Origin of the sequence: Millionella massiliensis, from assembly GCF_900104655.1 — a bacterium.
Classification (GTDB): domain Bacteria; phylum Bacteroidota; class Bacteroidia; order Bacteroidales; family Rikenellaceae; genus Rikenella; species Rikenella massiliensis.
Window position 1 is genome coordinate 1,638,293 of sequence record NZ_FNWD01000002.1, and the last position, 24,290, is coordinate 1,662,582.

At 59.5% G+C, this 24,290-nt stretch carries 17 protein-coding genes; 10 read left to right on the forward strand and 7 right to left on the reverse strand.

The features are described 5' to 3' along the window. The first annotated feature begins 227 nt into the window (after nucleotides 1-227). The 7 genes from BQ5379_RS06400 to BQ5379_RS06435 all read left to right on the forward strand — a co-directional run bounded on the left by BQ5379_RS06400 (nucleotide 228) and on the right by BQ5379_RS06435 (nucleotide 8,294). Nucleotides 228-683, forward strand: a complete 456-nt coding sequence (locus tag BQ5379_RS06400; protein WP_205408195.1) for a 6-pyruvoyl trahydropterin synthase family protein — start codon at nucleotides 228-230, stop codon at nucleotides 681-683. A 161-nt stretch (nucleotides 684-844) separates the two neighbouring features. Then, nucleotides 845-3,721, forward strand: coding sequence for a DNA polymerase I (gene polA, locus BQ5379_RS06405; protein WP_071134671.1), 2,877 nt, complete (start codon nucleotides 845-847; stop codon nucleotides 3,719-3,721). Between the two features lie 470 nt (nucleotides 3,722-4,191). Further along, a complete protein-coding gene (locus BQ5379_RS06415; RefSeq protein ID WP_071134673.1) occupies nucleotides 4,192-4,860 on the forward strand; it encodes a phosphatase PAP2 family protein in 669 nt (222 codons plus the stop codon). A gap of 233 nt (nucleotides 4,861-5,093) precedes the next feature. Then, a complete protein-coding gene (locus BQ5379_RS06420) occupies nucleotides 5,094-5,555 on the forward strand; it encodes a hypothetical protein (RefSeq protein ID WP_071134674.1) in 462 nt (153 codons plus the stop codon). Nucleotides 5,556-5,843: 288 nt separating this feature from the next. Next, nucleotides 5,844-6,368 (forward strand): hypothetical protein, encoded by a 525-nt coding sequence (locus tag BQ5379_RS06425; RefSeq protein WP_071134675.1) that lies wholly within the window; start codon nucleotides 5,844-5,846, stop codon nucleotides 6,366-6,368. A gap of 43 nt (nucleotides 6,369-6,411) precedes the next feature. Further along, on the forward strand, nucleotides 6,412-6,849 hold the full coding sequence (rpiB, locus tag BQ5379_RS06430) for a ribose 5-phosphate isomerase B (protein WP_071134676.1): 438 nt from the start codon (nucleotides 6,412-6,414) through the stop codon (nucleotides 6,847-6,849). 197 nt (nucleotides 6,850-7,046) lie between these two features. Then, the gene (locus BQ5379_RS06435; RefSeq protein WP_205408215.1) at nucleotides 7,047-8,294 is read left to right on the forward strand and encodes a peptidase U32 family protein; all 1,248 of its coding nucleotides are present in this window, start codon (nucleotides 7,047-7,049) and stop codon (nucleotides 8,292-8,294) included. A 195-nt stretch (nucleotides 8,295-8,489) separates the two neighbouring features. Here BQ5379_RS06435 and BQ5379_RS06440 read toward each other — a convergent pair whose 3' ends face one another. The 4 genes from BQ5379_RS06440 to panC all read right to left on the reverse strand — a co-directional run bounded on the left by BQ5379_RS06440 (nucleotide 8,490) and on the right by panC (nucleotide 12,285). Continuing rightward, entirely contained in the window at nucleotides 8,490-9,401 is a 912-nt protein-coding gene (locus BQ5379_RS06440; RefSeq protein ID WP_071134678.1) for a DUF5655 domain-containing protein, read from the reverse strand. Nucleotides 9,402-9,633: 232 nt separating this feature from the next. Continuing rightward, complete coding sequence (gene nadA, locus BQ5379_RS06445; RefSeq protein WP_071134679.1) at nucleotides 9,634-10,584, reverse strand: quinolinate synthase NadA; 951 nt, start codon at nucleotides 10,582-10,584, stop codon at nucleotides 9,634-9,636. A 326-nt stretch (nucleotides 10,585-10,910) separates the two neighbouring features. Further along, nucleotides 10,911-11,264, reverse strand: coding sequence for an aspartate 1-decarboxylase (gene panD / locus BQ5379_RS06450; RefSeq protein ID WP_071134680.1), 354 nt, complete (start codon nucleotides 11,262-11,264; stop codon nucleotides 10,911-10,913). A 196-nt stretch (nucleotides 11,265-11,460) separates the two neighbouring features. Then, nucleotides 11,461-12,285, reverse strand: coding sequence for a pantoate--beta-alanine ligase (gene panC / locus BQ5379_RS06455; RefSeq protein WP_071134681.1), 825 nt, complete (start codon nucleotides 12,283-12,285; stop codon nucleotides 11,461-11,463). 170 nt (nucleotides 12,286-12,455) lie between these two features. On the opposite strand from panC, the gene rnr reads away from it, so the two are divergent. The 3 genes from rnr (at nucleotide 12,456) to BQ5379_RS06470 (ending at nucleotide 16,796) form a co-directional block, all read left to right on the forward strand. Next, complete coding sequence (gene rnr, locus BQ5379_RS06460; protein ID WP_071134682.1) at nucleotides 12,456-14,831, forward strand: ribonuclease R; 2,376 nt, start codon at nucleotides 12,456-12,458, stop codon at nucleotides 14,829-14,831. 532 nt (nucleotides 14,832-15,363) lie between these two features. Continuing rightward, a complete protein-coding gene (locus tag BQ5379_RS06465; protein ID WP_071134683.1) occupies nucleotides 15,364-16,512 on the forward strand; it encodes a tyrosine-type recombinase/integrase in 1,149 nt (382 codons plus the stop codon). Continuing rightward, nucleotides 16,509-16,796, forward strand: coding sequence for an HPF/RaiA family ribosome-associated protein (locus tag BQ5379_RS06470; RefSeq protein ID WP_071134684.1), 288 nt, complete (start codon nucleotides 16,509-16,511; stop codon nucleotides 16,794-16,796). Before BQ5379_RS06465 ends, BQ5379_RS06470 begins: the two co-directional genes overlap by 4 nt. Before the next feature lie 1,051 nt (nucleotides 16,797-17,847). Here BQ5379_RS06470 and BQ5379_RS06475 read toward each other — a convergent pair. The 3 genes from BQ5379_RS06475 to BQ5379_RS06485 form a co-directional block, all read right to left on the reverse strand. After that, a complete protein-coding gene (locus tag BQ5379_RS06475) occupies nucleotides 17,848-19,431 on the reverse strand; it encodes a family 43 glycosylhydrolase (RefSeq protein ID WP_083377630.1) in 1,584 nt (527 codons plus the stop codon). A 348-nt stretch (nucleotides 19,432-19,779) separates the two neighbouring features. Then, nucleotides 19,780-21,927, reverse strand: coding sequence for a methylmalonyl-CoA mutase (scpA, locus tag BQ5379_RS06480; RefSeq protein WP_071134686.1), 2,148 nt, complete (start codon nucleotides 21,925-21,927; stop codon nucleotides 19,780-19,782). Between the two features lie 205 nt (nucleotides 21,928-22,132). Next, a complete protein-coding gene (locus tag BQ5379_RS06485; protein WP_071134687.1) occupies nucleotides 22,133-24,031 on the reverse strand; it encodes a methylmalonyl-CoA mutase family protein in 1,899 nt (632 codons plus the stop codon). Between the last annotated feature and the right edge of the window lie 259 nt (nucleotides 24,032-24,290).

A 24,290-nucleotide genomic window follows, 5' to 3' on the forward strand; every position in this document is an offset into this window, starting at 1 on the left:
CACACAAGCTCCGTCCCGCCGGCCGACACCTCGGGGAACAACGGGCCGCGACCGCCCGCTCCGGTCATCCGTCGCCCCCGAAGAACAACAGACAGCGACCGCTCGATCCGATCATCCGTCGCTCCTCCGGGACGACAGTCCGACCGATCCGGCAGCTACACCCGCCGGGGGCGTATCCCAACGTCCCCGGCGGTCATTCGATACACACCACACAGCGAGAACAACCTATGGCAACGATCCGTCTGACCCGCGAATTCTCCTTCGAGATGGCCCACGCCCTCGAAGGTTACGACGGCCTCTGCCGCCACATCCACGGCCACTCCTACAAACTCTTCGTGACCGTGAGCGGCACCCCGTGCGACAACCCCGACGATCCGAAATACGGGATGGTGATGGACTTCGGCGAGCTGAAAGCCATCGTCAACCGGCTGATCGTCGATCCCCACGACCACGCCCTCGTGGTCCGGCTCACCCCCGAAAACGCCCCCCTGCTCGAACAGGTGCGCGACAAGTGGAAACGGGTCTATACCGTCGATTACCAACCCACCTGCGAACAGATGATCGCCCGGTGGGCACCCCAGATTGCGGCCGAACTTCCCGCAGGCGTCCGGCTGGCGGAACTGACCCTCTACGAGACCGCCAAATCCCACGCCACCTGGCGCGCCGAAGACAACCCCCTGTAGCCGACGCAACGCTCCGGGCCGCACACCGCGCCCTCAGACCGCTCCCCGGCCACGACCACGCCGCCCCGGCCACGACCACGCCGCGCGCCGCGACCGAAGCACCCCCTTGTTCCCCATACCATTCCCCATCCGCCCGCTCCGGGGCCGACACACCCATCACGATGGAAAAACTCTTTCTGATCGACGCCTACGCCCTGATCTTCAAGTTCCACTACGCCCTGATCAACCGTCCCATGCGCAACGCACAGGGACTCAACACCTCGGCCATCTACGGATTCGCCAAGTTCCTGAACGACCTGATCGCCCGCGAACAGCCCCGCTACCTCGGCGTGGCGTTCGACCCGCCCGGCGGTTCGTTCCGTCGCGAGCTTTATCCCCTCTACAAAGCCAACCGCGACGCCACCCCGGAGGACATCATCGCTGCCGTGCCCCACATCAAGGCACTCCTCGCCGCGATGCGCATCCCCGTGCTCGAAGTGCCGAACTACGAAGCCGACGACGTGATCGGGACCCTCTCGCACCAGGCCTCGTGCTGCGGCGCCTACGACGTCTACATGGTCACCCCCGACAAGGACTACGGCCAGTTGATCAAACAGAACGTCAGCATGTACAAGCCCGCCAAGGGAGGCGAAGGCATCGAGATCGTCGGTCTGGACAAAGTGTGCGAGAACTACGGCATCGCCGACCCGCGCCAGGTGATCGACATACTGGCCCTGTGGGGCGACGCCTCGGACAACATCCCCGGCGTGCCCGGCATCGGCGAGAAGGGAGCCCGCAAACTGGTCGGCACGTGGGGCGACGTCGAAAACATCATCGCCCACGCCGACTCCCTCACCCCGAAACTGCGCACCTCAATCCTCGACAACCAGGAGCAGCTGCGCCTCTCCAAAGTGCTCGCCACCATCTGTCTGGAGGTGCCCATCGAGTTCGACCCGCAGGCACTGAAGGTCGAAGAGCCCGACTATCCGGCCCTGCGCAGCCTCTACCTCGAACACAACTTCAGCCAGCTGCTGCGCGACCTCGACAGCCGCATCTACCACACCCATGCCGCCAGCGCCAACACGCTGCCGCAGCTGAGCACGAAACCCGGCAAACCAAAGCCCTACTCGCAGCTGACCGGTCAGATGTCCCTGTTCGACACCCCGGCGGCCGAGCCCGCCCCCGTCGTCGTTCCACCGACACCGGCACTGGGCGAGGACGACACCTCCACCTCCGCAAGCGGCTACGCCACCGTCGCCACCACCGACCACCGCTACCACACGGTCGATACGGCCGAGAGCCTCGCCGACCTCGCAGCACGGCTCAGCGCTGCCGACCGTTTCTGCTTCGACACCGAGACCTCCGGCCTCGACCCGCTCCGCTCCGAACTGGTCGGCCTCTCGTTCGCCCTCACCCCCCACGAAGCCTACTGGGTACCCACCCCCGACGCCGAACGCCGCGCCACGGTGCTGGAGACGCTGCGCCCCGCATTTGAAGACGAACGGATCGGAAAGATCGGTCAGAACATCAAATTCGACCTCCTCGTACTGAACCATGCCGCCGGCATCGAAGTGCGCGGCACGCTCTACGACACGATGATTATCCACTACCTGCTCGACCCCGAGTCGCGCCACGGGATGGATTTTCTGGCCAAAAGTTTTCTGAACTACGAACCCGTCCCGATCGAAGCCCTGATCGGCAAAGGCGCCAAACAGAGTTCCATGGCCGATGCCGACCCGGTCCGGGTGGCCGAATATGCCGCCGAGGATGCCGACATCACCCTGCAACTCTACGACAAGCTCTGGCCCCTGCTCGAAGAGAGCCGCCAAACGGGCCTCTACCTCGACATCGAGGCTCCGCTGATCCCCGTACTGGCCCGAATGGAACGCAACGGCGTCTACGTGGACCGTGCGATCCTCGGCGAGTCGGGCACCGCCCTGACCGTCGAAGCCGCCCGCCTGGAGGCCGAGATCCGCGAGATGGCCGGCCAGCCCGAACTCAACGTCAACTCCGCCAAACAGCTGGGCGACGCGCTGTTCGAAGGGCTCAGAATCGACCCCAAACCCAGAAAGACCCGCACCGGCCAGTACCGCACCGACGAAGAGTACCTGCAATCGCTGGCCGACAACCACCCGATCGTCGACAAGATTCTGGAATACCGCGGGCTGAAAAAGCTACTCTCGACCTACATCGAGGCCCTTCCGCAGCTGATCAACCCCGCCACCGGCCGCATCCACACCTCGTTCAACCAGGCCGTGACCGCCACCGGCCGTCTCAGTTCGACCAACCCCAACCTGCAGAACATTCCGATCCGCGACGCCGCCGGGCGCGAGATCCGCAAGGCCTTCACCGCCCCCGATGCCGACCACGTGATCGTGTCGGCCGACTATTCGCAGGTCGAACTGCGCATCATGGCCCACCTCTCGGGCGACGACGCCCTGCGGCAGGCCTTTCTCGACGGCGAGGATGTCCACACCGCCACCGCCGCCAAGATTTTCGGCGTCGCCCCCGACCAGGTGACCCGCGAACAGCGCCGCCGCGCCAAAACCGCCAACTTCGGCATCATCTACGGCATCTCGGCCTTCGGCCTGGCCACCCGGCTCCACATCCCGCGCACCGAAGCCCGCGAACTGATCGACGGCTACTTCACCCACTACCCCGGGGTCAAGAGCTACATGGACCGTGTGGTTGCCGAAGCCCGCGAACGCGGTTACGTCGAGACGCTGTTCGGCCGTCGCCGCTACCTGCGCGACATCCGCTCCAGCAACGCGATGACCCGCTCGCTGGCCGAACGAAACGCCATCAATGCCCCGATCCAGGGCAGCGCCGCCGACATCATGAAGATCGCCATGATCGAGGTCGACCGACAGTTGCGCGAGAGCGGTTCGGCCGCTCGCATCGTGCTGCAAGTCCACGACGAACTGGTGCTCGAAGTGCCGCGCGACGAGGCCGACCGCGTAATGCAGCTGGTGAGCACGGCCATGTCCGGCGCCGCCAGCCTCAGCGTACCGCTGCTGGTCGAGGCCAATGCCGGTACCAGCTGGCTCGACGCCCATTAACGCAGGCAAAACCAGCACCCCCTTCCCCATCTGCTTGTCCTCCCGCGCGGTCCGATAGCCGCGCGGGATTTTTTATATGGATATCTCCGCAGAGAACCGAAGGTGAAGGCATATCCCCTCCCTCCAGCACTGTTCTCTGCATCGGCAGTTGCCTCCGGCCCACGACTCGCACGTTCCCGAAAACCTCCCCTCCTTGCCGAGTAGCCCAACAATCAGACCTTCAAACAGCTCAATCGACCCCACATACGGATCTTTTCGCATACCCGAACAGACCTTCGGATTTTTCCAAAAAATTTTCAATCAGCCTGTTCCACCGGCAGTCCGGCATCGAAGCGCCCCCAAAATCTTCATTTGACCTCCCTTTTGGACAACTCCATATCCCTTCTGTGCCTAAATTCCGATTTTTTGTCCGTTAAGAGAACAACCTGACACAAAAGCATATATCTTTGTGGTAAGCTCTTTCTGTAAAGATGATTACCCCCTATCTCTTCGACCAAAACCTGCTTCTCGCCCTCAACTTCGACGGCGGAACGGTCATGGACCAGATCATGTATGCCATCTCCGGCAAACTCATTTGGATCCCGTTCTACGTCTGCATTCTGTGGCTTATCTACGCCCGCCTCGGTGTGCGCAAACTGGTGCTCTTCGCCCTGATCGTTCCCCTGCTGATCCTGTGCGCCGACCAGACCGCCACCCTCGCCAAGGAGTACCTCCCCAAGTCACGTCCCACCCACTTTGAACCCATCATGGCCGACGTGCACACCGTCAACGGATACGTCGGCGGCCCGTACGGCACCGTATCGTCCCACGCCGCCAACTGCTTCGGCCTCGCGCTGCTCTCCTCGCTGCTGCTCCGCCGGCGCTGGTTCACCATCATGATGTTCTGCTGGGCCGTGGGAGTCTCCTACAGCCGCATCTACCTCGGCGTCCACTACCCCATGGACATCCTCTTCGGAACGGCCGAAGGCCTGCTGTGGGCCTACGTGTGGTACCGCATCCTCTGTTGGGCCGACCACCGTATCGCCGTGTTCCGCCGCCTCGACCGATACAAACCCTACCGACTCCGAATCGCCCGACGCTGGAAAGAGGAACGGTCGCTTTGGCCCCTGATCTCCTTCATGCGCGAAAACAACGCGTAACGCCCCACACCTCGACCTCCCCGAATAACTGACGACGAGCCGCATCCCCCTCTTCGGATACGCTCATCCCCATTCATTTCCCGGTCGCCCATCCTCAACAACGATACGGCCTTCCTCACAATCGAAACGCCCCTGAAAATCGTCTCGCAACAGGAGCGGTTCGGAAGGTCCGGTTCCGGGCATCGAGGAATCCACTGACCGATTTCGCAGATTTTGCGTATCTTTATCCCGTCATGCGCCGCCGGGCTACATATCGATCGCTGCTTTACGTCTGCCTGCTGTTTGCCACCGCACTCTTCTACCTCGCGGCCGCAAGCAACGGCATTCAGCGCAGTTGTGTCCATACCGACCACGCAGCGCAACTCATCGACACCTCCTCGCCCGACCGATCCGCCGCTGACAACTACACCTTCGCCCTCGTTCCGATCTCCGAGCAAGGAAGCCTGTCGAGCCGCACGACGAACAGCACCGCTGGCGGTGCCCGATGCTCGTGGCTGACCGGTTTCCGGCGCGAAATATCGAGTCCCGTTTTCCGGTCGCCGGACACGCGGCTCTCCTATCTTGGGCGCGAATCCGCCGCCCGCTCCTTCACCACATGGCGTACCCGCCTCTGCGGCAACTCCTGCGGCCGGGCCACCTCCGTCAGCCGGGCTGGCGACGGAGTCGTCCTGGCACTGCGCCGCATCGTGATTTAATCGATTGTTTTTTTTAAATCTTACAGCCTACAACTACCGCTTTTTAACTGCGTTTTCCTCGCATTACCTCACCAAACCCGCAGGCGGTTTTGTATTCTGTATGCGACTGCCGCTTTTTGTAAAAAGCGGCACCAAAAACTTTTGAGATGGCCGCCTCTACCCAGTCGGTCAAGACCCGCCGTTTAGGATGCGCAGCATCCGCGAAAAGTTCTTTGGGTCCCTTTCTTACAAGAAAGGGACGGTTCCATGCGGGTAAACACAAAAAACAACCCTTAAATCACGAAAACCATGTCCACTCAAGCAAATACCATCTCCATCGAAACCCTCGTCGCCAAACGCAAAAGCGGTAAAGCCGTCGCCATCAGCGCCCTGCTGATCGTGGCCGGCGTCGTCCTCTACCTGCTCTCCGACAACATCACCGACAACACCGGATCGCTCTATATGGCCTGCATCGCCGGCAGCTTCGCGCTCGTGGTGATCGGCCTGCTGCGTATCTGCTTCGGCGACAAAGCCACCCTCTACCTGCCCACCAAAAGCCCCGTCCGCACCTACCGGCTCTACTTCGAAGGCATCTCGGGCGACGAACTCGTGCGACTGATCGAACAGAACAAACTCGACGAAATCCGCGCCGCCCGCCGCAAAGAGAGCGGCCCCGTGCGCCTCGACATCCAACGCTCGAAAGACGACCGTTTCATCGCCCTCCAGGTGATGCAATTCGTGCCCTATACCTACGAAAACGTCTCGGGTCTGCACTGTTTCCAGGACGAACAGGCCACCAAGGTAGCCTCCAGCATCGGCAATCCCGCAAAATAATCGTACCTTTGGCGACGCTAAAGAATCAAAACCATACCTACGGATGAAAACCTATAACGTCGCCATCGCCAGCGACCACGCCGGCTACCGCATGAAAGAGTTCGTCGCCGGCTACCTGCTCTCCAAAGGATACGCCGTCAACGACCTGGGAACCCACAGCGAAGAGAGCGTCGACTATCCCGTCTATGCCCACGCCCTGGCCCGCGTCGTAGCCGCCGGAGAGTGCGACCTCGCCGTATCGCTCTGCGGCAGCGCCAACGGCATCAGCATGACCCTCAACAAGCACCCCAAAGTGCGAGCCGCCATCTGCTGGTGTCCCGAGATTGCCGCCCTGGCCCGTCAGCACAACGACGCCAACGTCTGCTCGCTGCCCGCCCGTTTCATCGACGAGACGCAGGCCGCAGCCATTCTCGACGCCTTCTTCGACGCCGAGTTCGAAGGCGGCCGCCATCAGCGGCGCGTGGAGATGATCGACCTCTAATCGCACGATCGGCCACCCGCCGGGCCACCGGCCACACTATCAGACCGATCCGCCCCCGCCACAGCAGCCCGAAGCCGACTCCCGGCAGCGGGCTGCCATGTTTCACCGGGAGAGGGACAGCCACCGCGGAGAACCTCCCGCGGCGGCCGTCGGCTCCCCGACCGTCCCCCCCCCACCAGTAACGAGCAAAAGAGATGATACAAGCAACCGAAGTCGAAGTGATGTGCCCCGTCGGATCGTGGGAGTCGCTTCAGGGCGCCATTCAGGGCGGCGCCGACTCCGTCTATTTCGGCGTACAGGGGCTCAACATGCGCGCCGGTTCGAGCGTCAACTTCACGCTCGACGACCTGGCCCGCATCGTAGCCACCTGCCGCGACCACGGCATCAAAACCTACCTGACCCTCAACACCGTCCTCTTCGACGACGAAATCCCCTACATGCGGCAGGTCGTCGACCGGGCCCGAGCCGAGGGTATCGACGCCGTGATCGTCGCCGACCAGGCCGCCATGAACTACGCCCGCGAACAGGGCGTCGAGGTGCACCTCTCGACCCAGCTCAACATCAGCAACACCGAATCGCTGGCCTTCTACGCCCGTTATGCCGACGTGGTGGTTCTGGCGCGCGAGCTGACGCTCGAACGCGTGCGCCACATCTACGACCAGATTGCCGAACGCGACATTCGCGGTCCGAAAGGCGAACCGATCCGCATCGAGATGTTCGCCCACGGCGCCCTCTGCATGGCCACCTCCGGAAAGTGCTACCTGAGCCTCCACGAGGCATGGAAATCGGCCAACCGCGGCGAATGCCGCCAGCTCTGCCGCCGCTCCTACCGGGTCGAAGATGTCGAGACCGGGATGCAGCTCGTCGTCGAGAACGAACACATCATGTCGCCGAAAGACCTCTGCACCATCGAGTTTCTGGACAAGATGCTCGAAGCCGGAGTGCGGGTGCTGAAGATCGAAGGACGCGCCCGCTCGGGCGAATACGTGCGCCGCGTCTGCGAGTGCTACAAAGAGGGGGTGCAGGCCGTGGCCGAGGGGCGTTTCACCCGCGAACTGGCCGCCGGGCTGAAAGAACGGCTGCGGACGGTCTTCAACCGTGACTTCTGGGACGGCTACTACCTGGGCCAGCGGCTGGGCGAATGGTCGGAGCACTACGGTTCGGCCGCCACGGAGAAAAAGGTGATGGTCGGCAAGGTGACCAACTACTTCGCACGGATCGGCGTGGCCGAAGTCTCGGTCGAGGCGGTACCGCTGGCACTGGGCGAGAAACTGCTCTTCCTGGGTGCGACCACCGGTACGCTGGAGTTCACGCCGGATGAAATCCGGGTAGACCTGAAGCCGACCGAACTGGCACCGCAGGGGGTCAAATGCTCGGTCAAGACGCCGGAGGTGGTGCACCGGGGCGACAAGGTGTTCAAACTGGTCGCTGTGCCGAGAAAATAGCGTCACGGCGCGGGTGAAGAGGGGGTGCGAGGGGGTGAAAGCCGCCACGAGCATTTCTCACCCCGTCCGCCAGTTCCCGTTCCGCCCATACACCCTGTGCGACATAAAAGCGGCAGCGGAGAGATTATCGTTAAGAATCTCTCCGCTGCCGCCTTTTTTTATTCGTTTTCAGGGGGGGGGAACGCCGTACAGGAATCAAAGAGCCTGTTTCACCAGGCTCATAATATACTCCAGATTACGGTCGTCCATAGCCTTCACCTCATAATCGCCCGACGCATAGTGCCCAATTGAAGAAATATCGCGAGCCATCCCTTTCAGATCGTCGAGACACCCGCTTTTGACATTGACAAACAGTTTAATATTGCGCTGCTGCAATTCAATACTAACGATACTACGCCCCTCTTTTTTAAAGGACACGTAAAGTTTCAGCGGTTTCACCTCGATATCATCGGTCAGATTCAGAATCGCCCCCTTGAACCGCTCGTAAAGTTCGACCGTCTCGTCGGGTTTCCCGGCCAACAGACGCTCTTCGGTATAGGTCACAATCTCTTCGGCCACGGTACGAATCGCCGAGTCGCCCTTACCGGCCAGCTGACCGATACTTTCGGCCGTCCGGCTCTTCTTGACCGGGATAATGGCGATGGTGTGGTTTTCGTAACGCTTCACCTGCCACAACTCGATCGAAAGGTCCCGGAAATTGGTTGCCTCAATCTGGTTTTCGGTGAAGTCGGTTGAAACGAACACCACACGTGTCTGCGACCAGTCCACGTCGGCCCGCTTCAGATTACGCCCCAGTGACTCGTTGTACTCCACCAGGAAACTCTCCTTGTACTGAAGCATCAGGTTCAGGTAGGTGATGCCCTGGTCAAAAACGCTGGTATTCCGGTCGCGTTTGTACTCGATGATGACAAACGCTCCGATCTGCGGGTCAAAAGCCAGCGTGTCGATCCGTTTGTTCTTGATCGTACACTCCGTCTTGACCAGCTCCAGCCCCATAATCACTTCGAGGTTCTGCTCAAAGAGGCGCTGCATTTCGCGCTCCAGTCGGAACGGTTTCTCCCGGATGGGGACCAATGTATTGTCCGCATCGGTTTTATATAAAATCATACTCATTGTCTTTGCAAAAACGGAATGCCACCCACCCGCCGATCCGCCGGTCCATACACCTCTCCGGGCAAAGGGATTCCGGCTCATCCGGTTTCGGGTTGTTCCAACGCCTTCCGATGGGGGAAGAACGCCTTCCGATGGGGGGGCTTTGTCCTCCAAGGGGGTCTTCGCCCTCCAAGGGAGGGCGTGCGGCTCCTCGTCGGGATATCCTTTCCCCCGGGCAAGGAGCTCTCTACTTAATCAACCCCAACTTTTTCGAAATATCCAGCATCCGGCGGATCGACTTTTCGGCCCGTACGCGGGTATCTTCGGGGATGACGATCTGCGGTTCGAGACGCTCCAGCGCATCGGCCATCTTCTGCAACGTCACCAGTTTCATGTAGCTGCAGTTGTTGCACCCACATGTGGAGTCGATCGGCGGAGCGGGAATGAAGGTCTTCGCCGGGGCCGACTTCTTCATCTGATGCAGCACGCCGGGCTCGGTCACCACGATGTAGGTGTCGGTGGTGGTGTCGTCGGTCGCAAACTTGAGCAACTCGGCGGTCGACCCGACGTAGTCCGAAATCAGCACGATCGGCCGCTTGCACTCGGGGTGGGTCAGCACCTTGGCGGTCGGATGGGCCTGCTTCAGTTCGAGGATCTTTTCGAGCGAGAACTCTTCGTGCACGTGGCAGGCGCCGTCCCAAATCAGCATGTTCTGCCGGCCGGTAATGTTCTTGATGTAGTTGCCCAGGTTGCGGTCGGGGCCGAAGATGATGGGTTCGTCCTCGGGCAGCGACTGCACGATCTGAACGGCATTGCTGCTGGTGCAGACGATGTCCGTCAGGGCCTTGACTTCGGCGGTGGTGTTGACGTAAGAGATCACCGTGTGGCCGGGGTGGGCGGCGATGAAGGCGGCAAATTCGTCGGCGCGACAGGAGTCGGCCAGCGAACACCCGGCACTCATGTCGGGCATCAGAACGGTTTTGTCGGGCGAAAGAATCTTGGCGGTCTCGCCCATGAAGTGAACGCCGGCAAACAGAATCACTTCGGCGTCGGTCGTGGCGGCTTTCTGCGAGAGGGCGAGACTGTCACCGACAAAGTCGGCCACGTCCTGCACGTCGCCTTCGGTATAGTAGTGCGCCAGGATCACGGCATGGCGCTCACGTTTGAGTTGTTCGATTTTCTCTTTCAGTGTCATCATGTTGCAAATATACGGAGAGTCGAAAGCGGGAAGCCGGACACCGGCCGGAGCTTTCAGCTGAGATGTACCCAATTCCAGTCGGGACGGGCAGACGGCTATGAAACCGCGGCAGTGATGTTTTCGCGGTTTTCCGGGCCAGGCCGCATCCCATATGTTGCAAATATAGGCGATAATATCGGGATTTCAGCCTCCCGGCCCGGTGTTTCAACCGGTTAGGGGCCGGAGCGGCCCGCCGACGACGGATAGAAAAAGCCCGACATGGTGGCCATGTCGGGCTTTCGATACGATTTCAGGGGCGAAGTATCCTGCGCCCGGGGCGCGCGGGCCTACCGGATGATCCGGTTGGTGTCGGTATCGGGGAATACAACGCTGGGACGGAAGGTTTTGGCCTCCTCGAAGTCCATGATTCCGTAGGAGATGATGATCACGATGTCTCCCACGGCCACTTTACGGGCAGCGGCACCGTTGATGCAGATGCAGCCGCTGCCGGCGGCCCCTTCGATCACGTAGGTTTCGAAGCGTTCGCCGTTGTTGTTGTCCACGATTTGCACTTTTTCGCCGGGGATGATACCGGCGGCGTCCATCAGTTCGCGGTCAATGGTGATACTCCCGACGTAATCGAGGTTTGCCTCGGTCACGTGTACGCGGTGTATCTTGGATTTCAATACCTCAATTTGCATGGTATGCTGATTTGCGTTTTTCTTGGGCACTACCCGCATGGAACCGTCCCTTTCTTGGAAGAAAGGGACCCAAAGAACTTTTCGCGGATGCTGCGCATCCTAAACGGCGGGTCATCGACCGACTGGGGTAGAGGCTGCCATCTAAAAAGTTTTTGGTGCCGCTTTTTTCAAAAAGCGGCAGTCCCATACGGTCGATTTAAATTGCAACGTTATCTATCAACCGGATCTGACCGGCGTGCACGGCGGCAAAGCAACGCAGCTCACCGACGGATGCTCCCCACTCGGTGGCGGGCTGCAACGTCGCGGCCGACGCGATCTCGATGTATTCGGTCTGGAGGTTCGGATTCTCATCGATGCGCTCGGCAATCAGCCGTTTGGCTTCGGCTACGCTCACCTGGCCGCGCAACGAACGGACAGCATCCGACAACACTTCATAAATATGCGGCGCTGCGGCACGGCATTCGGGCGTGAGCAGCATGTTACGCGAGCTGCGGGCCAGCCCGTCGGTATCGCGCACGATGGGGCAGCCGACAATTTCGATCGGCAGACCGAGCTGACGCACCATATAACGGATAATGGCCAGCTGCTGGAAATCCTTTTCGCCGAAGAAGGCCTTGTCGGGTTTTACGATGTCGAACAGCCGCGACACCACCTGCCCCACGCCGTTGAAGTGTCCGGGCCGGTGTTCGCCTTCCATGACGCGGTCGAGCCCCCCGAAGTCGAACACACGGGTGTCGGGTTCGGGATAGACCTCTTCGACCGAGGGAGCGAAGACATAGTCCACACCGGCCGCTTCGAGCAGCTGGAGGTCGTTCTGTTCGGTGCGGGGATAGTTTTCGAGATCTTTCGGGTCATTGAACTGGGTGGGGTTCACGAAGATGCTGACCACCACGGTGTCGCAGGCCTTGCGACATGCGTTCACGAGCGAGAGGTGCCCCTGGTGGAGGGCCCCCATCGTGGGCACGAACCCGACCGTGCCCTGAAATCCTGCGAGCTCCGACGCCCGCCTGCAAAGTTTCATCCTCAGAAATACTTGAGATTGACGACAGACCGACAGTCGCTGCCGGCCGATAATTCGGGTACAAAGGTAAATATAATTTTAAATCTCTCCCTTTTTTCAGAAATTCTGTTCCACGGCCACCCCCGCCGCTGAATAAATCACTATCTTTGAAGCGAATAAAAGAATATTAGATGCTGAAGAAACTGAAAAAGAAATTGGGGTTGGAATGGTCCGACTCCGTGTCCGCCGCCGAGAACCAGACGGCAAGCGTGGGCGAGGGACGCCCGAACATTCCCGAAGTGGCCGTTCGGGAGATCAAGCGAATGCTCTTCGAAGCCTTCGCCAACCATCCGTCGCGAATCTACGACTCGAAAATGGCCGCCAAACAGATCGGTATCCAGGGCAACGACGGCCGCAAAATGATCCACGATCTGATGCGCCAGATGGCCGTCGAGGGCGTTCTCGAGAAGGTCGGCGCCGGCCAGTACCGTCTCGTACGCAAACAGCTCCCCACCCGCACCGGCAAAGTCGACATGACCGCCAGCGGCATGGCCTACATCATCGTCGATGACGCCGCCGAAGGCGAGAAAGACATCATCGTCGAACCGCGCCACACCCACCACGCCATGCACGGCGACCACGTGCGCGTGGCCATCATCGGCCGCCGCCGCGACGGACGCATCGAAGGCGAAGTGGTCGAGACCCTCGAACAGGGCAAACGCACCTTTGTCGGCCGCATCGAAATCTCCGACAAATACGCCTTCGTCATCATCGACTCGCGGACCATGCCCGCCGACATCTTCGTGCCGCTGCGCTCCGTGAACGGCGCCCAGAACGGACAGAAAGTGATCGTGCGGATCACCGAATGGCCCGAAACCGCAAAAAATCCCACCGGCGAAGTGATCGACGTACTCGGCAACTCGGGCGACAACAACACCGAGATGCACGCCATCCTGGCCGAATACGACCTGCCCTACCACTTCCCCGAAGAGCTCGAAAAGACAGCCGATAAAATTAAAGCCGGCATAACGAAAGCCGAAATCAAACGCCGCCGAGACATGCGCGGCGTGACCACCTTCACCATCGACCCGGCCGACGCCAAAGACTTCGACGACGCCCTCTCGATCCGCCAGCTGCCCGGCGGCAACTGGGAAGTCGGCGTACACATTGCCGACGTGACCCACTACGTCCACCCCGGCGACGCCATCGACACCGAAGCAGTCAACCGCGCCACCAGCGTCTACCTGGTAGACCGCACCGTGCCGATGCTGCCCGAAAAGCTCTCCAACGACCTCTGCTCGCTGCGCCCCAACGAAGAGAAACTCACCTTCTCGGCCATCTTCGAACTCGACGACGAAGCCAAAGTCATCAACGAATGGTTCGGCCGCGCCGTGATCCTCTCCGACCGCCGCTTCACCTACGAAGAGGCCCAGAACGTGATCGAAGGCAAATCTCCGGACGAGCCTCTCAAAGATGCCGTCCTGACCCTCGACCGGCTGGCCAAGAAACTGCGTGCCGACCGGTTCAAGCACGGCTCGATCGGGTTCGAACGCGACGAAGCCAAATTCGTGCTCGACGAGAACGGCAAACCGCTCAGCGTTTATTTCAAAGAGATCAAGGACTCGAACCAGCTGATCGAAGAGTTCATGCTGCTGGCCAACCGCAAAGTCGCCGAATTCATCGGCCGCAAGCGTCCCGGCCAGCGCACCGAACGCACTTTCGTCTACCGCATCCACGACAAACCCAACGAAGAGAAATTCGCCAGCTTCAAGACCTTCATCACCCGCTTCGGCTACAACTTCAAGGCCGAAAAGGGCAAAGCCGTGGCCAAAGAACTGACCAAACTGCTCACCACCGTCAAGGGCCGCAAGGAAGAGAACCTCATCTCGACACTGGCGATCCGGTCGATGGCCAAAGCCGTCTACTCGACCACCAACATCGGCCACTACGGTCTGGCCTTCGACTACTACACCCACTTCACCTCGCCCATCCGCCGCTACCCCGACATGATGGTCCACCGCCTGCTGCAACACTACCTCGACGGCGGCAAGAGCGAAGACAAGGAGACCTACGAAAAACTCTGCGACCACTCCTCGGCCATGGAGATCCGCGCCGCCGAAGCCGAACGCGCCTCGATCAAATACAAGATGGTCGAATTCATGGAAGACAAGCTCGGCCAAGAGTTCGACGGCTCGATCAGCGGCGTCACCGACTGGGGCATCTACGTCGAACTGAACGACACCAAGATCGAAGGGATGGTCTCCCTGCGCGACATGACCGACGACTACTACGCCTTCGACTCCGAGAATTACGCCGTGGTAGGCCATACCACCGGCCGCCGGTTCACCCTCGGCGACGAAGTGCGGATCCGCATCAAACGGGCCGACCTCACCCGCAAACAGCTCGACTTCGAGATGGTCGGCGCCATCGACTTCCACACCCGCAAGCTCGACCGACTGCCGCAACCCACCTCCACATCGAACGAATGGGGTGCATCGCCCGCCGAAGCACGTCAGGCAGCCCGAGGCGGTAAATCCCGTTCGCGCGGCGGCAAGAAGAAACGCTAACCGCCCCGTCACCGAGGGGCACAGAGAGGGGGGGACCGAAAGAGGTCGGAGAAAAGAACGCGAAAAAGAGGAAGTGGAAGGAAGGAGTGAGCAAAGAACGTGAAAGGGATTAAAAATAGCCTGTGAAAGGATGCCGCGCCAAGGAGTGCTAGCATAAAGCCTCCCTGAATCAGGGAGAGTAAAAGCAAACACAAGCGGCATAAAGGAAGAGGGAGCAGGGAAGAGGCAGAGGTCCCAAAAAGGGACATACAGGGGAAGAGGATTCTGGTGATAGGGAGCAGAAGAGAGGAGGGCAGGAAGGCAACTGAATGCACAACTTCTCCAAGCACCAAACACCGCCAGAGACTCGATCCACCGAATACGGCAAACCCGACACACTTCAAGCCCCGCACACATTCCCTTGCACACATTAAACTATGCCCCGTAGGAGTACACCCGGACGGGGATTTTGTCCCGCCTCAACTCCAAGTCCCCCGCACTACTTCGACGCTGCATTTGCCCCGTAACCCGCCTACTAATACGATTCCATCGTATGATCGACTACATCGCCAACTTTGCACGCTACATGGAGGCCGAGCGACGCTGCTCGGCCTCTACTGTCGATACCTACACCCGCGACCTGCGCGATTTCGAGCGATACCTGTACGACAGTGCCGAGAATGCAGCCCCCGCCACCAGCCAGCCCGGACCAGCCAGCACCAACCAGGAAAAAGAGGCAACCTCCATTTCCACCAGCCCGATCCGGCCAAACAAGGCCGACCAGACAGATAACGGGACCTCCCGCCCGAAACAAAAGCGGGCGAACAGTGCCGCCCTCCCGGCCACTGAGCACTCCGCATTGCCCGAATCCGATCACCTGCATCCTGTCACGCCGCCCCTCGACCCGACGGCCGTTCGGCTCGACGACATCCGCGGCTGGGTGATGCGCAACGTCGAAGCCGGCATCGCCACCGGCAGCGTCAACCGCAAGATATCCACGCTGCGCTCCTTTTTCCGCTACCTCGTGCGCGAAGGCGTCGTAACCCACAACCCCGTCCGCGACATCCGGGCACTGCGCGGCGGCCGCCACCTTCCCGTCTTCGTCGAACAGAGCCGCATGGCCCAACTCGTCCGCGTACTGGAAGAACCCTCCGACCAATTCCCCATCGAACGCGACCTGATGGTCGTACTGCTGCTATACGCCTGCGGTCTGCGCCGCTCCGAACTCTCCTCCCTGACCCTCAGCAGCCTCGATCTCGCGGAACGAACCCTGCGCGTCATGGGTAAAGGATCCAAAGAGAGAGCCGTGCCGATTCTGCCCGACGTGGCGGCCCGTTTGGAACACTATTTGCAGATAAGAAAACAAGAAAACATTTGCGAAGAAGACAAAAATTTCCTATTTTTAACCAACAAAGGCAAACGACTCTCCCCCATGGGAGTCTATACGATCGTCCGCAAATATCTGTCGACGGCCGGGGTGCAGGGCAAACGTTCGCCGCACGTGCTGCGGCACACCTTCGCCACCCACCTGATGCAACACGGAGCCTCGGTACGCGTCGTGCAACAGTTGCTCGGCCACGCCTCGCTCGCCGCCACACAGATCTATACCCACAACACGATCGAGTCTTTGCGAGAAACCTACAATAATGCCCACCCCCGGGCCGTTTTAAACACAAGAAAAAGTAAGGAGGACAAGGTATGAACATCCAGATTCAATCCGTGAAATTCGACGCCGACAAGAAATTGCTCGATTTCGTACAACATAAAGTAGGCAAACTGGACCGCATGATCGACAACAGCACCGGTGCGGAAGTGACCCTCAAACTCGACAAGGACGACGAAGCCGGCAACAAAGTCGTGATGTTGCGCCTGTCGGTACCCGGCAGCGAACTCGTCGCCGAACGCCGCAGCAAAACCTTCGAAGAGTCCGTCGACCTCTGCGTGGACGCCATCAAACGCCAGATCGACCGCTACAAAGAACGCTAACCAGCCAGTCGGCCGGGAGATAGAAGGGGAGAGAAGTGGGAGATGGAACGAGAGATGGAGTGGGAGTGCGTAAGAGAGAAGCGAGCAACCGAAGCGCCCCGAGATATCCCGGCAGAAGGTGAAGAGACGAACGGAAAGAAAAGGGCACAAAGGGCAAGCGGGAGAACGACGGGACGTTGACATAAGGTGGGACCGCAAAAACCGGGGAATCACAACAATTCCCGGAAGAAGCGTCGCCACCAGGCCAACGGGTAAAAATACCCCATAGGAAGCACTCCCCGCCATAGAGTACCCCGGCTCAACGATAATCCACACGACCTTCTCGCCACCGGCGAAACGCGGCAAGCGGTTTTCAGAACTTGCTGAAAAACAATCGGGATTCAGAGAACGATGTTTCTCTGAATCCCGATTCCTTTTTAGAACGATGGACACACCACGATCTTTCCTTCCGCCTATCGGACATGCACACCTTCGACCCCCGCTCAGAACAGGGGCAACTGAACGCAGAATCCCTCGAAAGCTCAAAATAGACTCGACATATCCCCCTGGAGCATTATTCCAAATCTCAGACAAAATTCAGCTCTTTCCGCCATCACACGCCCACACCCCAAAACAACCACCGCCCTCCACAAATCCCCCTTCCGGCATCTCCGACAAACAGAAAAAAGCCCCCACGGAAAAACCGAAGGCGCACGGAAATAATCTACCCGGGAAAAAGGATTGCACCTTCTCATTCGGAAACAGAACGCAGATGCCAGGATTGATTCCACGGATGTTCCGCATACTAAGGCGCTAAAGGGCACGCAATGCACCCGAAACAGAGCACCACGCAGAGATAACAGCACACCTGAGGGGTCATACGGACGCAAATGATGTATAAACAACATCCGCCGTACTAACCGCATCAACAGCACCGGCCGCATAGACCTCGCCCGGCGGTTCGAACAACAGCCCATGCGATAACCTCAACAGTTACAGTGGATCAGCGTGTCGAAGGCAACCTCCACAACATCCCAGTTAGGCTACCGTTGGATCGGCAGACTTCACAACATTATGAGCGCGTGAACTCGATCTCCTTCAGCCGACATACCTCCTTATTTTCTGGGGCGTCGAACTGAATCAGCAACGCCTTTTTCCCATCGACTCCCTGTTTCAACAACTCGCTCATCGGCAACTTCACTTCGTGGAACTCGCCGTCCGCCTTGAGGTGTTTCGACAGACTGCATTCATACAACAAACGGTACCGGTCCGGTTTACCCCAATCTTCGGGCGCGATGACAAAAATCTTCATTCGTGCATCCGCCTGCGCCGCCTGCATATGGAGCTTCAGCGTCACCCGACCGCGCTGCCCGGCTGAACGCAACGCGTCGAAATTGAAATACTTCCATCCGATGGCCGGGGTCCGCCCCACGACCACCACCGGATTCAACCCGTCCGGCTGACGCAGGCTCCCGGCAATATACCCGCCCGACTGGTAGGCGATCGTACCGGCATAGTAGCGTCGGAAGGGATCGAGTCCGTCGGCGAATATCCCCTGCGACGTCATTTCGACCTGCGGAATCACCACCCGGTCGCCCTCGATCCGCACCTCGATCGGCTCGATCATCGCCTGACGGTTGTAGTCGTTGCACGTGCTGCGATGGTAGACCACATACCACTGGTCGCCGACCCGAACGATGCTGCCATGGTTGTTGCCGCCGCGCCAGCCCGTCCGGTTCTCGACGATAATGCCGCCGTAGGTCCAGGGACCCTCGGGCGAATTGCTGTAGAAATAGGTCAGCGCCGACCCGAACTGATTGGAGGAACAGATAAAGACAAACTTGTCCGGAGCGACCTGCTTAATGGACGACGCCTCGAAAAGGGTCGTATGACGGTTCAGTTCGGGGTTGTTCAGCGTCCGATACCAGGCTGTCCGATCCGGTTTGCGCGTCCGGCCGTCGATGATCGTACACATGTCGTTCGGGTCGAGTTCGGCCCAGCAGTCGCCTTTGCGCATCCCCCAGTAGGCATAGACGCGCACCGTACCGTCGGCCTGCGGCACCACCGCCACCGAGGGGTCGAACGCTCCGGCTCCATTGAGAGCCGGCCAGTCGCAGATCCGCGGATTCACGAACGGCCCGGCCGGACTGTCGCTCTCGGCCACAACGCACTTCGGCCCGTATTCGCCGAAACCGGGAATCGTGCCCGGCGCATCGCTCGCCGGTCCCTCGACTCCGTCCAGCTTGTAGGCCATCCCGAGGAAGGTGTAGAGGAAATACTTCTTCAGTACCGGATTGTAAACACAGTCAGGCGCCCCGAAGTGCTGCTCATCGACCTTGCCGTAGCCGATCTCCTGAACCTGGCTGACGTTGAATATCTCGCCGTGATTGGTCCACTGGGTGAGATCGTCGATGGGCGCGGACCAGGCGTCGTGGCCGTAACCGCAATAGGCGGTAACCCGTTCGTCGCGCGAGCCGTAAATGAACAGTCGTTTCTGACCCTGGTATTCGAATACGTCGGGTTCGCCGTCGGGCACGAAGGCGGTCGGCGGCAACAGCGGATTCTGTGCGACAGCGGTCGTCACGGTCGCCGCAAGGACAGCAACAGCCGACAACCATCGCGATCTCCGCAACATGGTTAGTGATTGGTTTTTCATGGTGGTGGGTTTGGATTTGGTTTGGTTTGGATTTCTTATGTCTGAAGGTTTGCTGAGTGTCGGGGAAGTATTTACAGGTCTTTAACTTAAACAAAACGAGGGGTTGTCCGACGGCTCGGCCGCAACTGTCTCAAATAAAGCGTAACGGGGCCACCCCATACACGCCTCTCGACAAAACGCGACAGCATGGCGGAACCGGGATACAGCGAATCGAGACACGCAACGTTCGGCCGCCTCCTCTCAATATCGGAAGCAGAACCGCGCACAACACCGCTCACAGATAAAAATTCCCCGCACTACCGACGGCAGTGCGGGGAATCTCTTACGGGAACACTGCGGGACGATCGGTTATTCGTCGAGCAGGATTTCCAGAATCTTGATCGCAGCGTCGGTGACCGGCGTACCGGGGCCGAAGATGGCAGCAGCACCGTGCTGGTAGAGGAAGTCGTAGTCCTGGTGGGGGATCACACCGCCCACGATCACCACGATGTCTTCGCGGCCGAGTTTCTTGAGCTCTTCGACGATCTGCGGCACGAGGGTCTTGTGGCCGGCAGCCAGCGACGATACGCCCACGACGTGAACGTCGTTCTCAACGGCCTGTTTGGCAGCCTCTTCGGGGGTCTGGAAGAGCGGGCCCATATCCACGTCGAATCCGATGTCGGCATAGCCGGTCGTAACGACTTTGGCACCACGGTCGTGGCCGTCCTGCCCCAGTTTGGCGATCATGATACGAGGCTGACGCCCCTCTTTCTTGGCAAATTGTTCGCACAGCTCCTTGGCTTTGGCGAATTTCTGGTCGTCTTTCACTTCTGCAGAATAAACACCTGAAATTGAGCGGATCACCGCATTGTAACGACCTACGACCACTTCGCAGGCATCCGAGATTTCGCCCAGCGACGCGCGTACCTTGGCGGCTTCGACGGCCAGCTCGAGCAGGTTGCCCTTCTTGGTGCGCACGCATTCGGTGATGGCATCCAGGGCACGTTTCACGGCCGCTTCGTCGCGGTTGGCACGCAGCTCTTTCAGACGGGCCACCTGCGATTCGCGAACGGCGGTGTTGTCCACAGCCAGAATGTCGATCGGGTCCTCTTTTTCGAGCCGGTATTTGTTCAGCCCTACGATGGTCTGTTCGCCGGAGTCGATACGGGCCTGCGTACGGGCCGCTGCCTCTTCGATACGCATCTTCGGCACGCCGGTCTCGATGGCTTTGGCCATACCGCCGAGCGATTCGACCTCCTGGATCAGCGCCCAGGCTTTGTGCATGATCTGGTTGGTGAGCGACTCTACGTAGTAGGAACCGGCCCACGGGTCGATACCGCGGCAGATGTTGGTCTCTTCCTGGATGTAGATCTGGGTGTTGCGGGCGATACGCGCCGAGAAGTCGGTCGGCAGGGCGATGGCTTCGTCGAGGGCGTTGGTGTGCAGCGACTGGGTGTGTCCGAGCGCGGCGGCCATGGCTTCGATGGCGGTACGGGCCACGTTGTTGAACGGATCCTGTTCGGTGAGCGACCAGCCGGAGGTCTGCGAGTGGGTACGCAGGGCCAGCGATTTGGGGTTCTTGGGGTTGAACTGTTTTACGATCTTGGCCCACAGCATACGGGCGGCGCGCATCTTGGCGATCTCCATGAAGTGGTTCATGCCGATGGCCCAGAAGAACGACAGACGCGGAGCGAAGGAGTCGATGTCCATCCCGGCGTTGACCCCGGTGCGGAGGTACTCGAGACCGTCGGCGAGGGTGTAGGCCATTTCGATGTCGGCCGTAGCGCCGGCCTCCTGCATGTGGTAGCCGGAGATCGAGATGGAGTTGAACTTGGGCATGTTCTTCGAGGTGTATTCGAAGATGTCGGCGATGATGCGCATCGAGAATTCAGGCGGGTAGATGTAGGTGTTGCGCACCATGAACTCCTTGAGGATGTCGTTCTGGATGGTCCCGCTGAGCTGGTCGAGGGTGCAGCCCTGTTCCAGACCGGCCACGATGTAGAAGGCCAGCACGGGCAGCACGGCACCGTTCATGGTCATCGAGACGGACATTTTGTCGAGCGGAATTCCGTCGAAGAGGACTTTCATGTCTTCGACCGAGCAGATCGACACACCGGCTTTTCCGACGTCACCGACTACACGGGGATGGTCGGCGTCGTAACCGCGGTGGGTAGCCAGGTCGAAGGCCACCGACAGACCTTTCTGTCCGGCGGCAAGGTTGCGGCGGTAGAAGGCGTTGGATTCGGCGGCGGTCGAGAAACCGGCATACTGACGGATGGTCCACGGACGCATCACGTACATGGTGCTGTAGGGGCCGCGCAGGAAGGGGGCCAGACCCGCAGCGTAGTTCAGGTGCTCCATGCCGAGCAGGTCGTCGGCCGAGTAGGAGCCTTTGACGGCGATGTGCTCCGGGGTCATCCACACGGGCGCTTCGCCGCACTCTTTTTTGGAAGAGCAGCCGCAGCTGCCGGCGGCAGTAGCGGAAGTGTAATTTATATCTGAAAATTTGGCTCTCATGGTTTGTCGTTTCGTTGGAGTCCGCAATCCATTTCACCAGTCGCACGGAACGGTCGCTCCCCCTCACGGAAAATCCTCCTCGGTGCAACCTAACTCTCAAACACGGAATGTTTAGGATGCGTCAGCATCCTCGAAAGTTTTTTTGGTTCTTTTTGTTCACAAAAAGAACAGTTCCAGGCGGCTCAATGAACGGAATACGAACGATTTAAATACCTAATTCTTTCTGATAACCTTCGAGGGTTTCGAGCACGTTGCTGCGAACGCTGATGAAGTGCGAAATGCCGGCAGCTTCGAGTTCGGGCTGGCAGGCCGGAGCACCGGCCACCACGACGATCACGTCGGTGCCCTTGAAGGCTTCGTACACTTCGGGCGCTACGGTTGCGTAGTCGTCATCCGACGAGCAAACCACAACGATCTGGGCGCCGGACTGTTTGGCAGCCTCGATCCCTTCGGCTACGGTGTGGAAGAAGGTGTTGTCGATCACGCGGATCCCGGCGCAGGCAAAGAAGTTGCAGGCAAACTGCGAGCGGGCGCGGGCCATGGAGAGCGTACCGCAGGTGAGCATGAAGGCTTTGGGTTCCTTGCCGCTACGGTCCGTGCGCAGACGCATCGCTTCGAAGGCCATCGCACCGCGATAGGGTTTGAGGGGCCGGTATTCGGGCTCCTGGTCGGCGTGTTTGCATCCGCAGTGGCATTTTTTCATGCCGCGCGTAACGATCTCGTCGGTGATTTCGGTCTGAGCCACTTCGTTGAAGTTGGGGTACTGGTTCGTACCGAGCAGGATTTCACGCCGCGTGGCGATGTTCTGGTCGCGTTTGGCCGCGGTCGCTTCGACCTGATCCTGAACGAATCCGGCCTCGAAGGCAGCTACGTATCCGCCCTTCTCTTCGATCTCCTTGAAGAGTTTCCAGGCCTGTTCGGCGATCGAGGCGGTCAGCTCTTCGATGTAGTAGGAACCGGCTGCGGGGTCGGTCACCTGGTCGAAGTGCGACTCCTCCTTGAGCAGCAGCTGTACGTTACGGGCGATGCGGCTGCTGAATTCGGTCGGTTTTTCGTAGGCGTGGTCGAACGGCAGCACTTCGATCGAATCGACGCCGGCAATGGCGGCGCTCATCGCTTCGGTGGTACCGCGGAGCATGTTCACATAGGGGTCGTAGACGGTCTGGTTCCAGGCCGAGGTCTGGATGTGGGCACGAAGTTTCGAGCTGCAGCCGCGTTTGGGGTTGTAGGGTGCCATGATGTTGGCCCAGAGCATCCGCGCAGCACGCAGTTTGGCGATCTCCATGAAATAGTTGGTGCCGACCGAGAAGTTGAACTTGATCGACGGGGCGACCTGATCGACGTCGAGTCCAAGGTCGGTGAGCCGCACGACGTATTCATGGCCCATGGCCAGCGCAAAGGCGAGCTCCTGTACGATCGAGGCGCCGCAGTTGTGGAACAGGGTCCCGTTGACGGCGATCAGCCGCACGCGTTTGTACTGGGGAGCCTTTTCGAGGAGCTCCTTGATGCGGGCGAACTGTTTGGCACCGTCGGGAGCCGAGCAGCCCCAGGAGCCTTTTTTCGAGAGTTTCATCAAGGGGTCGATGCCGAAGGTGGCGAAGACCTGTTCGGGGTCGAGTTTTTCGGCAGCGACTTTGTCGAGGAAAAGTTCGGCGACTTTAGCGACGCCGCATCCGCTGAATGCGAGTTCGATGGCGGTGATGGTGATTCCCTGGAGGAGGGCTTCGAGGTCGGCGGCCGAGAACTCTTTGTTCTTGATGACGAATCCGAGCGAGTCGACGCCTTTCATCAGCACGTCATGGGCGGTTCGGTTTGCAGCCGCGATGTCGTCGCCGACTTCGATGGTCTGACGCACGCGCCAGTTGTTGTCGGCCTTGACGCCACGCACGTAGGGGAATTGTCCGGGAGCCGACCCGAGGTGTTTCAGCTCCTTCATATCTTCGGCCCGGTAGTAGGGCTCGGCGTTGAAGCCTTCCATGGTACGCCAAACCAGTTTTTTGGTCCGGTCGGCCCCCTTGAGGTCTTTGGCAATGGCCTCTTCCCACTCCTGGGTGGTAACGGGAGGAAATTCGGCCATCAGCTTTTTAGCTTTTTCTTCTGCCATGGTGAGTGTATTTGGGTTATTTATTCGTGTATTGCCAGCAGTTGCGGCAAGGGAGGTAGCTCTGTGAATCGACTAACAGATTCATACAAAGTTAGGCGATTATTTCCGAAAAATAACAGCCCGGGGACCAAATTTTCACTCGTCCGGAATCTTTTTGCCGAAAAATTATCGACAACGGATTAAACTTTTCGGCTGTTGCGCGTCATAAATAAGCATCCCGCACCAAGAACGGGACACCCAAGTGCCACCACACAGATTT